Below are 12,277 nucleotides of genomic sequence, written 5' to 3'. Positions count from 1 at the left end.
CCGATTAGGCTACGTAGCAGATAATTTCGCCACCAAGACCAGCCTGGCGCGCTGCACGATCAGTCATAACACCTTTAGAGGTAGAAACAACTGCGATACCAAGACCAGCCATTACTTTTGGCAGCTCATCTTTTTTCTTATAGATGCGCAGGCCTGGGCGGCTGACACGCTGAATGCTTTCTACAACAGCTTTACCCTGGAAATACTTGAGAGTAAGTTCCAGTTCCGGCTTGGTGTCGCCTTCAACTTTAAAATCTTCGATAAAACCTTCTTCCTTCAGCACGTTGGCAATTGCCACTTTCAGCTTGGCGGAAGGCATGGTGACCGCAACTTTGTTCGCGGCCTGACCGTTACGGATACGGGTCAGCATATCCGCGATCGGATCTTGCATGCTCATCTGTCTTTACTCCCGTGATTCAATTGGTAATTACCAGCTAGCCTTTTTCAAGCCTGGCACTTCACCGCGCATGGCGGCTTCACGCAGTTTGATACGGCTCAACCCAAACTTGCCCACATAACCATGTGGACGACCTGTTTGACGACAGCGGTTACGCTGACGAGACGGGCTGGAATCACGCGGCAGAGACTGCAGCTTGAGAACCGCATTCCAACGATCTTCGTCGGAAGCGTTCACATCAGAAATGATCGCTTTCAGTTCAGCGCGTTTAGCGAAGAATTTATCAGCTAAAGCTACGCGCTTTACTTCGCGTGCTTTCATTGATTGCTTAGCCATTCAGTAACCCTACCTTACTTGCGGAACGGGAAGTCAAAGGCAGCCAGCAGAGCACGGCCTTCTTCATCAGATTTCGCAGTAGTGGTAATGGTAATATCCAAACCACGCACGCGGTCGACTTTATCGTAGTCGATTTCTGGGAAGATGATCTGCTCACGGACACCCATGCTGTAGTTACCACGACCGTCGAAAGACTTAGCGGACAAGCCACGGAAGTCACGGATACGTGGAACAGCAATAGTGATCAGGCGCTCAAGGAACTCCCACATGCGTTCGCCACGCAGAGTTACTTTACAGCCGATCGGATAGCCCTGACGGATTTTGAAGCCTGCAACAGATTTGCGTGCTTTGGTGATCAGCGGTTTTTGACCGGAGATTGCTGTCAGGTCAGCTGCTGCGTTATCCAGCAGTTTCTTGTCAGCGATCGCTTCACCAACACCCATGTTCAGGGTGATCTTCTCGACCCGAGGGACTTGCATGACAGAATTGTAGTTAAACTCAGTCATGAGTTTGTTAACTACTTCGTCTTTGTAGTAATCATGCAGTTTCGCCATCGTACTACTCCAAATTACTTGATAGTTTCGCTGTTAGATTTGAAGAAACGGACTTTTTTACCGTCTTCGAATCTAAAGCCTACACGGTCAGCCTTACCGGTAGCCGCATTGAAGATTGCAACGTTAGAAACCTGAATAGCAGCTTCTTTTTCAACGATGCCGCCTGGTTGGTTCAGGGCCGGAACCGGCTTCTGATGTTTCTTAACCAGGTTGATACCTTCAACGACAAGTTTGCCGGAAGACAGAACATTTTTTACTTTACCGCGTTTACCTTTATCTTTACCGGTTAACACGATAACTTCGTCATCACGACGGATTTTCGCTGCCATGATTCGCTCCTTAGAGTACTTCTGGTGCCAGAGAGATAATTTTCATGAACTTCTCAGTACGAAGTTCACGAGTTACCGGCCCAAAGATACGCGTGCCGATAGGCTGCTCGCTGTTATTGTTTAAAATAACGCATGCATTACCATCGAAGCGAATGACAGAACCGTCAGGGCGACGAACACCCTTCTTGGTGCGCACCACTACCGCCTTCAGCACATCACCTTTTTTGACCTTACCACGTGGAATTGCTTCCTTGATGGTGATCTTGATGATGTCGCCTACGCCTGCGTAGCGACGGTGCGAGCCACCCAGAACCTTGATACACATTACGCGACGTGCACCGGAGTTGTCGGCGACGTTCAGCATAGTCTGTTCTTGGATCATTTTAGTGCTCCGCTAATGTCAACTACTACCTGAGACTCTAAAATCAGAGCCGTTAAAAAGCCCCATATCGAGGGCGCAGCATTATAACACCGCTTCTGCAATATGGGTAGAAAAAATAAACGGCTCATCGCTGAGCCGTTTATTCGTATTGAGAATGCGTACTCTATTACAGAACCGCTTTCTCTACAACGCGAACCAGCGTCCAGGACTTAGTCTTGGACAGTGGACGGCATTCACGGATTTCAACCTTGTCGCCGATACCACATTCGTTGTTCTCGTCATGTACGTGCAGTTTGGTCGTACGCTTGATGAATTTACCGTAGATCGGGTGTTTCACAAAACGTTCGATAGCTACAACAATGGATTTCTCCATTTTATCGCTAACAACACGACCTTGCAGAGTACGGATTTTATCGGTCATTACGCACCCGCCTTCTGAGTCAGTAAAGTCTTAACGCGCGCAACATTGCGACGCACTTGCTTCAGCAGGTGAGTCTGTTGCAGCTGGCCACTTGCAGCCTGCATACGCAGGTTGAACTGCTCACGCAGCAGGTTCAGCAGCTCAGCGTTCAGCTCTTCAACGCTTTTTTCACGCAGCTCTTTTGCTTTCATTACATCACCGTCTTAGTTACAAAGGTGGTTTTGATAGGCAGTTTCGCTGCTGCCAGGCCGAAGGCTTCACGGGCCAGCTCTTCCGGAACACCGTCCATTTCATAAAGGACTTTGCCCGGTTGGATCAAGGCAACCCAGTACTCCACGTTACCTTTACCTTTACCCATACGAACTTCCAGTGGCTTCTCGGTGATCGGTTTGTCCGGGAATACACGGATCCAGATCTTACCTTGACGCTTAACTGCACGGGTCATTGCACGACGTGCTGCTTCGATCTGACGTGCAGTCAGACGACCACGGCCAACAGCTTTCAGACCGAAAGTGCCGAAGCTAACATCCGTACCCTGCGCCAGACCACGGTTGCGGCCTTTGTGCACTTTACGGAATTTTGTACGCTTTGGTTGTAACATCAGCGACGCTCCTTATTTACGGCCTTTACGCTGCTGCTTTTTAGGTTGAGCAGCCGGTTTTTCCGGTTGTTCAACAGCAGCCATACCACCCAGGATCTCACCTTTGAAGATCCATACCTTAACGCCGATTACACCGTAAGTGGTGTGCGCTTCAGAGGTGTTGTAGTCGATGTCAGCACGCAGAGTGTGCAGCGGTACGCGACCTTCGCGGTACCATTCGGTACGTGCGATTTCCGCGCCGCCCAGACGGCCGCTAACTTCAACTTTGATACCTTTAGCGCCCAGACGCATTGCGTTCTGTACAGCACGCTTCATAGCACGACGGAACATAACGCGACGTTCCAGCTGAGAAGTGATGCTGTCAGCAACCAATTTAGCGTCCAGTTCAGGCTTACGAACTTCAGCGATATTGATCTGTGCAGGAACGCCAGCGATATCCGCTACGACCTTGCGCAGTTTTTCTACGTCTTCGCCTTTCTTACCGATAACGATGCCAGGGCGAGCAGTGTGAATAGTCACACGGATGCTCTTAGCTGGACGCTCGATAACGATACGAGATACAGACGCTTTAGCCAGTTCCTTAGTCAGGTACTGACGTACTTTAAAATCGCTGTCCAGGTTGTCAGCGAATTCTTTGGTGTTCGCAAACCAAGTAGAGTTCCATGGTTTTACAATACCCAGGCGAATACCATTAGGATGTACTTTCTGACCCATTGCTAGTCTCCAGAGTCTCAGCGATCGGACACAACCACAGTAATGTGGCTGGTGCGCTTCAGGATGCGATCTGCACGACCTTTCGCACGCGGCATAATGCGCTTCATGCTTGGGCCTTCATCTACGAAAATTTTCGCGACTTTCAGATCGTCGATGTCAGCGCCATCGTTGTGTTCAGCGTTAGCAATGGCAGATTCCAGTACTTTCTTGACCAATACCGCAGCTTTCTTGTTGGTATAGGTCAGGATGTCCAGGGCCTGCGACACTTTCTTACCGCGAATCAGGTCAGCAACAAGGCGAACCTTCTGTGCAGAAGAACGAGCATGGCGATGTTGAGCTAAAGTTTCCATCTCTTCCTCCTACCTTATTTCTTCTTCGCTTTTTTATCAGCAGCGTGGCCGCGATAAGTACGAGTCGGTGCGAATTCACCCAGTTTGTGACCAACCATTTCGTCGGTAACAAAGACTGGAACGTGCTGACGACCATTATGGACAGCGATGGTCAAACCGATCATGTTAGGAAAGATCGTTGAACGACGGGACCAAGTGCGCAGGGGCTTCTTGTCTCCGCTTTCCACCGCTTTCTCTACCTTCTTCAGCAAGTGCAGGTCAATAAAAGGACCTTTCTTGAGAGAACGTGGCATGGCTTATCCTCTAAAATTATTTGCTACGGCGACGTACGATAAATTTATCAGTACGCTTGTTGCTGCGGGTCTTCTTACCTTTGGTCTGAACGCCCCACGGAGTTACCGGGTGCTTACCAAAGTTACGACCTTCACCACCACCATGTGGGTGGTCGACTGGGTTCATCGCAGTACCGCGAACGGTAGGACGAACACCACGCCAGCGTGCAGCACCAGCTTTACCCAGAACGCGCAGCATATGCTCAGCATTGCCAACTTCGCCCAGAGTAGCGCGGCAGTCTGCTTCGACTTTACGCATTTCACCAGAACGCAGACGCAGGGTGACATAAGCACCGTCACGCGCAACGATCTGAACGTAAGTACCCGCGGAACGCGCCAGCTGACCGCCTTTACCTGGTTTCATTTCTACGTTATGAACGGTAGAACCAACCGGGATATTGCGCATCGGCAGGGTGTTGCCTGCTTTGATTGCAGCATCAACGCCAGACTGAATCTGGTCGCCAGCTTTCAGGCCTTTAGGGGCCAGGATGTAACGGCGTTCGCCATCTTTGTACAGAACCAGCGCGATGTTCGCGGAACGGTTCGGATCGTACTCAAGACGCTCAACAACTGCTGGGATACCGTCTTTGTTGCGTTTGAAGTCAACAATACGATAAGCCTGCTTGTGGCCACCACCGATGTGACGAGTGGTGATACGGCCATTGTTGTTACGACCACCGGATTTGCTGTTTTTTTCCAGCAACGGAGCAAAAGGTTTGCCCTTGTGCAGCTCAGGGTTAACCACTTTAACTACGTGGCGACGACCCGGAGATGTCGGTTTACATTTAACAACTGCCATTGTATTACTCCTCCGACTTACTCAGCGCCGCCAACGAAGTCCAGGTTCTGGCCTTCTTTCAGGGTGACGTAAGCTTTTTTCCAGTCGCTACGACGACCGATACGCTGTCCGTGACGTTTAACTTTCCCTTTAACTACCAGGGTGTTAACGACTTCGACTTCGACTTCAAACAGTTTCTGCACAGCAGCTTTGATCTCTGCTTTGGTCGCGTCTTTAGCAACTTTGAGAACGATGGTGTTTGTTTTTTCCATCGCAGTAGACGCTTTTTCAGAAACGTGCGGTGCGCGCAGCACCTTCAGCAGACGTTCTTCACGAATCATGCCAGCATCTCCTCAACTTGCTTAACAGCATCAGCAGTCATTACGACTTTGTCGAAGGCGATCAGGCTAACCGGGTCGATACCAGTCGCGTCGCGTACGTCAACCTTGTGCAGGTTACGCGCGGCCAGGAACAGGTTCTCGTCCAGCTCACCGGTGATGATCAGCACATCTTCCAGAGCCATGTCTTTCAGTTTCTGTGCCAGCAGCTTAGTTTTAGGCGCTTCAACAGAGAACTTCTCGACAACGATCAGACGATCCTGACGTACCAGTTCGGACAGAATGCTTTTCAGCGCGCCGCGGTACATCTTTTTGTTAACTTTTTGACTGTGGTCCTGTGGACGCGCAGCGAAGGTCACGCCACCTGAACGCCAGATCGGGCTCTTGATAGAACCTGAACGCGCACGGCCGGTACCTTTCTGGCGCCATGGCTTTTTGCCTGAACCAGTTACTTCAGCACGAGTCTTCTGAGCACGAGTACCCTGACGAGCACCAGCTGCATAAGCAACAACAACCTGGTGAACCAGCGCTTCGTTGAAATCACGACCGAAGGTAGTTTCGGAAACAGTCAGCGCGCTCTGCGCGTCTTTCAATACTAATTCCATTGCTATCCCCTTACGCCTTCACAGCTGGTTTAACGATCAGGTCGCTACCGGTTGCACCCGGGACCGCACCTTTAACCAGCAGCAGGTTGCGCTCAGCGTCAACACGTACTACGTCCAGGCTCTGAACGGTTACACGTTCGTTGCCCAGCTGACCTGCCATTTTCTTGCCTTTGAACACTTTGCCCGGAGTCTGGTTCTGACCGATAGAACCCGGAACGCGGTGAGACAAGGAGTTACCGTGAGTAGCGTCCTGGGTACGGAAGTTCCAGCGCTTAACGGTACCAGCAAAACCTTTACCTTTAGAGGTACCGGTTACGTCAACTTTTTTAACGTCAGCAAACAGCTCAACGCTAATGTCCTGACCTACGGTGAACTCTTCGCCTTCAGCAAGACGGAATTCCCACAGACCACGGCCAGCTTCGACGCCAGCTTTAGCGAAGTGACCCGCTTCTGGTTTGGTTACACGGTTAGCTTTTTTAGCACCAGTGGTAACCTGAATAGCGCGGTAGCCATCGTTAGCCAGATCTTTAACCTGAGTAACGCGGTTTGCTTCAACTTCGATTACGGTTACTGGGATAGAAACGCCATCTTCAGTGAAGATGCGGGTCATACCCACTTTTTTACCGACTAAACCAATCATTGTTTCAACCTCTCAATCGCTCGATGACCTGATTAACCCAGGCTGATCTGCACGTCTACACCGGCAGCCAGATCCAGACGCATCAGAGCATCAACGGTTTTCTCAGTTGGCTCAACGATGTCAACCAGACGCTTGTGAGTGCGGATTTCGTACTGATCACGCGCATCTTTGTTAACGTGCGGAGAGATCAGAACGGTAAAGCGCTCTTTGCGGGTCGGCAGCGGGATCGGACCACGGACTTGCGCACCAGTGCGCTTAGCAGTCTCGACGATTTCCGCGGTTGATTGATCGATCAGACGATGATCAAACGCTTTAAGGCGGATACGGATTCTTTGGTTCTGCATGAGACCAGAGCTCCAATTATTTTATAAACGAAAATGATTACTCCTCAAACCCATTACGATTGATGGGAGAGTGTAACCGTTCTTACGTAGCTCCCCAATTGGGAGCATTGTTGAGTAACAAAGTGAGCTACTCTGGTTCAGATTGAACCCGCCGTCAATTACGACAAGCCCGCGCATTATACGTAAATCAGAGAAAGACGCAAGTGCCGTTTAGAAATTAAGCGCCAAAGACGTACTATACGTAAGGCCGCGCAATTTTTTATGCAAAGTATCCCTTCTCAACTCTTTGTATGAAGCCGCTACGCAATTGCTGTTTTTACACATTGCCGGGCATGCAGATTATTACGAGTATGCGCTCAAACCATTTTGAGGCTCTCGCTATGCTACTGTCCCTCCCCTTTCTGTTGATCTATTTTGCGTTATCGGCCTTGCTTGTTCGCACCGATATCCGCACGGGGCTTCTTCCCGATAAATTTCTTTGCCCGCTGCTATGGACGGGCCTGCTCTACCAGCTTTGTCTCCATCCTGATTTTTTGCCGAGCGCGGTAGTGGGTGCGATGACAGGATATGCCGGATTCGCCATTATCTATTGGGGATACCGGCTCATCTGCCGACGTGAAGGGATGGGATATGGCGACATAAAATATCTGGCGGCGCTGGGGGCATGGCATGGCTGGTGTGTACTACCAATACTGGCATTAGTGGCCGCGTTAATGGCTCTGCTGTATCTGGTTGCTTTCTCGTTGTTTACCCCTGATAAGCAGGCATTAAAAAACCCACTGCCTTTTGGGCCATTTCTGGCGGCAGCGGGTTTATGCGTTGGCTGGGAAAGCCTGATTAACTTTCCACTTTGATCTGAGACTGAAGGTAGTTCTGTAGGCCAATTTTGCTAATGAGATCCAGTTCGGTCTCAAGCCAGTCGATGTGCCCTTCTTCATCGGCCAGGATCTGGATCATCATATCGCGGCTGACGTAGTCATGTACGCTGTCCGCATAGGCAATGGCTTCACGCAGATCTTTTGCACCCTCCAGCTCCAGCCGGAGATCAGAACGCAGCATCTCTTCGACATCTTCTCCGATGCCCAGTTTTCCGAGATCCTGTAGGTTAGGAATGCCTTCGAGGAATAAAATACGCTCAATGTATTTATCGGCGTGTTTCATTTCATCAATGGACTCATGGTATTCAACATCGTTGAGGCGAGTCAGTCCCCAGTTTTTAAACATTCTTGCATGGAGAAAATACTGATTGATTGCGACAAGCTCATTTCCCAATAATTTATTGAGATAACTTATGATTTTAACATCACCTTTCATTATATAGTCCCTCCGCTTCCACTCATTGAAGCGTAGATCGGGCTACGGGGATGTCAAAAAAAAGATAGAGGCTTACGCGATCTCTTTGAATTCCGGGATCTGCATCAGTTCGTCCTGCATGATCTCACGCGCTGCGCGAACGCATTTACCGCATTGATTTCCCACCGGAACAAACTTGCGAAGCTGCTGGAAAGATTGTGGTTGAAACTGGCGAACGGCCTGACGAATTTTTTTGTCGCTTACACCATTACATAAACAAACGTACATAAAGACTCCCGTTCAAAATATGCGCAAAGTGTAAGTGAGAATGGTTATGATTACAATAGCGCGGGCGTCGGAATACGTGGCGGGAGAAAGCAAAAAATGCGAATTTTTATGACAATGCCCCAACGGCAGAAAACAAAAAAGGACGCCGGAGCGTCCTTTTTATTTCAGGGATAATTAATTAGCCCAGAACTTTAGCAACAACGCCCGCGCCAACGGTACGGCCGCCTTCACGGATTGCGAAACGCAGACCGTCGTCCATCGCGATTGGGTGGATCAGCGTCACAACCATCTTGATGTTGTCGCCTGGCATTACCATCTCTACGCCTTCTGGCAGTTCGATGGTACCGGTCACGTCAGTTGTACGGAAGTAGAACTGTGGACGGTAGCCTTTGAAGAACGGAGTATGACGGCCGCCTTCGTCTTTGGACAGAATGTACACTTCAGATTCGAACTTGGTGTGTGGCTTGATTGAGCCTGGCTTCGCCAGAACCTGACCACGTTCGATTTCTTCACGTTTGATACCACGCAGCAGAACACCAACGTTCTCACCAGCACGGCCTTCGTCCAGCAGTTTGCGGAACATTTCAACGCCAGTACAGGTAGACTTCGCAGTCTCTTTGATACCAACGATTTCAACTTCTTCACCAACTTTGATGATACCGCGCTCTACACGACCGGTAACAACGGTACCACGACCGGAGATGGAGAATACGTCTTCGATTGGCAGCAGGAATGGCTTGTCAATCGCACGCTCTGGTTCTGGGATGTAAGAATCCAGGTAGCCAGCCAGTTCGATGATTTTCTCTTCCCACTCTGCTTCGCCTTCCAGCGCTTTCAGCGCGGAACCACGAACGATTGGAGTGTCGTCGCCTGGGAAATCGTACTGAGACAGCAGTTCACGAACTTCCATCTCTACCAGTTCCAGCAGCTCTTCGTCATCAACCATGTCACATTTGTTCAGGAACACGATGATGAAAGGAACGCCTACCTGACGACCCAGCAGGATGTGCTCACGAGTCTGAGGCATAGGGCCGTCAGTCGCAGCAACAACCAGGATCGCGCCGTCCATCTGCGCAGCACCGGTGATCATGTTTTTAACATAGTCGGCGTGGCCTGGGCAGTCTACGTGTGCGTAGTGGCGAGTCGGGGTGTCATACTCAACGTGAGAGGTGTTGATGGTGATACCACGAGCTTTTTCTTCTGGTGCGTTATCGATCTGGTCGAAAGCACGAGCAGCACCGCCGTAGGTTTTAGCCAGTACGGTGGTGATTGCAGCAGTCAGGGTAGTTTTACCATGGTCAACGTGGCCGATAGTACCAACGTTGACGTGCGGTTTTGTACGTTCAAATTTTTCTTTAGACACGGCTATATTCCTTACTATAGTGCTCTCCCCTTCGGAGAGAGCACGGGACTTAGGTTTTAATCCTGTGGATTACTTACCACGGGCTTCGATAACGGCCTGAGCAACGTTGTTCGGCGCATCATCATACTTCAGGAATTCCATAGTGTATGATGCACGACCTTTGGTCAGAGAACGCAGCTGAGTCGCATATCCGAACATTTCAGACAGCGGAACTTCAGCGTGGATCTTAACGCCAGTTACTTCGGATTCCTGACCACGCAGCATACCGCGACGACGGCTCAAGTCACCGATAACGTCACCGGTGTTCTCTTCAGGAGTTTCTACTTCAACCTTCATGATCGGCTCAAGCAGAACTGGTTTTGCTTTCTTAAAGCCTTCTTTAAAGGCAATAGACGCAGCCAGTTTAAACGCCAGTTCAGAGGAGTCAACGTCGTGGTAAGAACCGAAGTGCAGACGAACACCCATGTCTACAACCGGGTAACCAGCCAGAGGACCAGCTTTCAGCTGCTCCTGGATGCCTTTATCAACGGCAGGGATGTATTCGCCAGGAATTACACCACCTTTGATGTCGTTGATGAACTCGTAACCTTTAGGGTTAGAGCCCGGCTCCAGTGGGTACATGTCGATCACAACGTGACCGTACTGACCGCGACCACCAGACTGCTTAGCGTGTTTACCTTCAACATCGGTAACTTTCGCGCGAATCGCTTCGCGGTAAGCAACCTGAGGTTTACCCACGTTTGCTTCAACGTTGAATTCACGCTTCATACGGTCAACGATGATGTCCAGGTGCAGTTCACCCATACCAGCGATGATGGTCTGGTTAGATTCTTCATCAGTCCATACGCGGAATGATGGGTCTTCTTTCGCCAGACGGCCCAGAGCCAGACCCATTTTTTCCTGGTCAGCTTTGGTTTTTGGTTCAACTGCGATGGAGATTACCGGCTCAGGGAATTCCATACGCTCCAGAATGATCGGGTGATCCGGGTCACACAGGGTGTCACCAGTGGTCACGTCTTTCAGACCGATAGCAGCAGCGATGTCGCCCGCACGAACTTCTTTGATCTCTTCACGTTTGTTAGCGTGCATCTGTACGATACGGCCAAAACGTTCACGCGCCGCTTTCACGGAGTTCAGGATGGTGTCACCGGAGTTAACCACACCAGAGTAAACGCGGAAGAAGGTCAGGTTACCCACGAATGGGTCGGTAGCAATTTTGAACGCCAGTGCAGAGAACGGCTCGTCATCACTTGCGTGACGCTCAGCCGGAGTATCTTTACCGTCGTCCAGGATGCCGTTGATCGCAGGAACGTCAACCGGGGATGGCAGGTAGTCAACTACCGCATCCAGCATCGCCTGAACACCTTTGTTCTTGAACGCAGAACCACAGGTTACCAGGATGATTTCGTTGTTCAGAACGCGCTGACGCAGAGCAGATTTGATCTCTTGCTCAGACAGTTCTTCACCACCCAGGTATTTCTCCATCAGCTCTTCAGAAGCTTCTGCTGCGGATTCGATCAGGTTCTGGTGCCATTCGTCAGCCAGGTCCTGCATCTCTGCCGGGATATCTTCGTATTCGAAGGTAACGCCCGCATCTGCTTCGTTCCAGTTGATGGCTTTCATTTTCACCAGGTCGATAACGCCGGTGAAACCTTCTTCAGCACCAATTGCCAGCTGAAGCGGAACAGGGTTCGCGCCCAGACGGGTTTTGATCTGGCCAACAACTTTCAGGAAGTTAGCACCCATACGGTCCATTTTGTTAACGAACGCGATGCGTGGAACTTTATATTTGTTTGCCTGACGCCATACGGTTTCAGACTGTGGCTGAACACCACCAACTGCGCAATAAACCATTACCGCGCCGTCAAGAACACGCATGGAACGTTCTACTTCGATGGTGAAGTCAACGTGCCCTGGGGTGTCGATGATGTTTACGCGATGCGGTTCGTACTGCTTAGCCATACCTGACCAGAATGCAGTAGTCGCTGCGGAGGTGATAGTAATACCACGCTCCTGCTCCTGTTCCATCCAGTCCATGGTGGCTGCGCCGTCATGAACTTCACCGATTTTATGGTTTACACCGGTGTAGAACAGAATACGTTCGGTAGTAGTGGTTTTACCGGCGTCGATGTGCGCACTGATACCGATGTTACGGTAGCGTGCGATGGGTGTTGTACGAGCCATTTGATTCCTCGTTTATATCTTTAGGCGT

At 50.3% G+C, this 12,277-nt stretch carries 21 protein-coding genes; 1 reads left to right on the top strand and 20 read right to left on the bottom strand.

From position 1 onward, the window contains the following. Positions 1 to 4 precede the first annotated feature (4 nt). The 16 genes from rpsH to rpsJ form a co-directional block, all read right to left on the bottom strand. Entirely contained in the window at positions 5 to 397 is a 393-nt protein-coding gene (rpsH, locus tag KTH07_RS22605; protein WP_006178918.1) for a 30S ribosomal protein S8, read from the bottom strand. A gap of 30 nt (positions 398 to 427) precedes the next feature. Continuing rightward, positions 428 to 733 carry a 30S ribosomal protein S14 gene (gene rpsN, locus KTH07_RS22600; RefSeq protein ID WP_003863291.1) on the bottom strand — a complete coding sequence of 102 codons (306 nt, stop codon included), beginning with the start codon at positions 731 to 733 and terminating at the stop codon, positions 428 to 430. Between the two features lie 14 nt (positions 734 to 747). After that, complete coding sequence (rplE, locus tag KTH07_RS22595) at positions 748 to 1,287, bottom strand: 50S ribosomal protein L5 (protein WP_003863290.1); 540 nt, start codon at positions 1,285 to 1,287, stop codon at positions 748 to 750. A 14-nt stretch (positions 1,288 to 1,301) separates the two neighbouring features. Next, positions 1,302 to 1,616, bottom strand: coding sequence for a 50S ribosomal protein L24 (rplX, locus tag KTH07_RS22590; RefSeq protein ID WP_003863287.1), 315 nt, complete (start codon positions 1,614 to 1,616; stop codon positions 1,302 to 1,304). A gap of 10 nt (positions 1,617 to 1,626) precedes the next feature. Next, positions 1,627 to 1,998 carry a 50S ribosomal protein L14 gene (gene rplN / locus KTH07_RS22585; protein WP_002919748.1) on the bottom strand — a complete coding sequence of 124 codons (372 nt, stop codon included), beginning with the start codon at positions 1,996 to 1,998 and terminating at the stop codon, positions 1,627 to 1,629. A 166-nt stretch (positions 1,999 to 2,164) separates the two neighbouring features. Next, positions 2,165 to 2,419 carry a 30S ribosomal protein S17 gene (rpsQ, locus tag KTH07_RS22580; protein ID WP_002438707.1) on the bottom strand — a complete coding sequence of 85 codons (255 nt, stop codon included), beginning with the start codon at positions 2,417 to 2,419 and terminating at the stop codon, positions 2,165 to 2,167. Beyond that, positions 2,419 to 2,610 (bottom strand): 50S ribosomal protein L29, encoded by a 192-nt coding sequence (gene rpmC / locus KTH07_RS22575; protein WP_003863282.1) that lies wholly within the window; start codon positions 2,608 to 2,610, stop codon positions 2,419 to 2,421. Before rpmC ends, rpsQ begins: the two co-directional genes overlap by 1 nt. After that, on the bottom strand, positions 2,610 to 3,020 hold the full coding sequence (gene rplP / locus KTH07_RS22570) for a 50S ribosomal protein L16 (protein WP_002919759.1): 411 nt from the start codon (positions 3,018 to 3,020) through the stop codon (positions 2,610 to 2,612). Before rplP ends, rpmC begins: the two co-directional genes overlap by 1 nt. 12 nt (positions 3,021 to 3,032) lie before the next feature. After that, positions 3,033 to 3,734 (bottom strand): 30S ribosomal protein S3, encoded by a 702-nt coding sequence (gene rpsC / locus KTH07_RS22565; RefSeq protein WP_000529945.1) that lies wholly within the window; start codon positions 3,732 to 3,734, stop codon positions 3,033 to 3,035. Positions 3,735 to 3,751: 17 nt separating this feature from the next. Beyond that, positions 3,752 to 4,084, bottom strand: a complete 333-nt coding sequence (rplV, locus tag KTH07_RS22560; RefSeq protein WP_002919773.1) for a 50S ribosomal protein L22 — start codon at positions 4,082 to 4,084, stop codon at positions 3,752 to 3,754. 14 nt (positions 4,085 to 4,098) lie between these two features. Continuing rightward, the gene (gene rpsS / locus KTH07_RS22555) at positions 4,099 to 4,377 is read right to left on the bottom strand and encodes a 30S ribosomal protein S19 (RefSeq protein ID WP_001138117.1); all 279 of its coding nucleotides are present in this window, start codon (positions 4,375 to 4,377) and stop codon (positions 4,099 to 4,101) included. Positions 4,378 to 4,393: 16 nt separating this feature from the next. Further along, positions 4,394 to 5,215 carry a 50S ribosomal protein L2 gene (gene rplB / locus KTH07_RS22550; RefSeq protein WP_000301859.1) on the bottom strand — a complete coding sequence of 274 codons (822 nt, stop codon included), beginning with the start codon at positions 5,213 to 5,215 and terminating at the stop codon, positions 4,394 to 4,396. A gap of 17 nt (positions 5,216 to 5,232) precedes the next feature. Continuing rightward, positions 5,233 to 5,535: a 50S ribosomal protein L23 gene (gene rplW / locus KTH07_RS22545; RefSeq protein ID WP_000617546.1), complete on the bottom strand. Its 303-nt coding sequence runs from the start codon at positions 5,533 to 5,535 to the stop codon at positions 5,233 to 5,235. Beyond that, positions 5,532 to 6,137 carry a 50S ribosomal protein L4 gene (gene rplD / locus KTH07_RS22540; protein ID WP_000424395.1) on the bottom strand — a complete coding sequence of 202 codons (606 nt, stop codon included), beginning with the start codon at positions 6,135 to 6,137 and terminating at the stop codon, positions 5,532 to 5,534. The genes rplW and rplD overlap by 4 nt, the downstream gene beginning before the upstream one ends. Positions 6,138 to 6,147: 10 nt before the next feature. After that, the gene (rplC, locus tag KTH07_RS22535) at positions 6,148 to 6,777 is read right to left on the bottom strand and encodes a 50S ribosomal protein L3 (protein ID WP_003863274.1); all 630 of its coding nucleotides are present in this window, start codon (positions 6,775 to 6,777) and stop codon (positions 6,148 to 6,150) included. 32 nt (positions 6,778 to 6,809) lie between these two features. Beyond that, entirely contained in the window at positions 6,810 to 7,121 is a 312-nt protein-coding gene (gene rpsJ / locus KTH07_RS22530) for a 30S ribosomal protein S10 (protein ID WP_001181005.1), read from the bottom strand. Between the two features lie 380 nt (positions 7,122 to 7,501). On the opposite strand from rpsJ, the gene KTH07_RS22525 reads away from it, so the two are divergent. Then, positions 7,502 to 7,975: an A24 family peptidase gene (locus KTH07_RS22525; protein WP_017383731.1), complete on the top strand. Its 474-nt coding sequence runs from the start codon at positions 7,502 to 7,504 to the stop codon at positions 7,973 to 7,975. On the opposite strand, the gene bfr is transcribed toward KTH07_RS22525, so the two are convergent. From bfr to fusA, 4 genes are all read right to left on the bottom strand, one after another. Beyond that, the gene (bfr, locus tag KTH07_RS22520) at positions 7,959 to 8,435 is read right to left on the bottom strand and encodes a bacterioferritin (RefSeq protein ID WP_003863270.1); all 477 of its coding nucleotides are present in this window, start codon (positions 8,433 to 8,435) and stop codon (positions 7,959 to 7,961) included. The two genes, KTH07_RS22525 and bfr, sit on opposite strands and share 17 nt — an antisense overlap. Before the next feature lie 72 nt (positions 8,436 to 8,507). Next, positions 8,508 to 8,702 carry a bacterioferritin-associated ferredoxin gene (bfd, locus tag KTH07_RS22515; RefSeq protein ID WP_003863268.1) on the bottom strand — a complete coding sequence of 65 codons (195 nt, stop codon included), beginning with the start codon at positions 8,700 to 8,702 and terminating at the stop codon, positions 8,508 to 8,510. 178 nt (positions 8,703 to 8,880) lie between these two features. Further along, entirely contained in the window at positions 8,881 to 10,065 is a 1,185-nt protein-coding gene (tuf, locus tag KTH07_RS22510) for an elongation factor Tu (protein WP_017693880.1), read from the bottom strand. A gap of 69 nt (positions 10,066 to 10,134) precedes the next feature. After that, positions 10,135 to 12,249 (bottom strand): elongation factor G, encoded by a 2,115-nt coding sequence (gene fusA, locus KTH07_RS22505; protein ID WP_006812195.1) that lies wholly within the window; start codon positions 12,247 to 12,249, stop codon positions 10,135 to 10,137. Positions 12,250 to 12,277: the final 28 nt, after the last annotated feature.

This window comes from Enterobacter cloacae complex sp. ECL72 (assembly GCF_019056635.1).
GTDB classification, from domain to species: Bacteria; Pseudomonadota; Gammaproteobacteria; order Enterobacterales; family Enterobacteriaceae; genus Enterobacter; species Enterobacter hormaechei_C.
The sequence above is the reverse complement of the archived record's forward strand: the minus strand, read 5'-3'. Positions and strand labels throughout refer to the sequence as shown.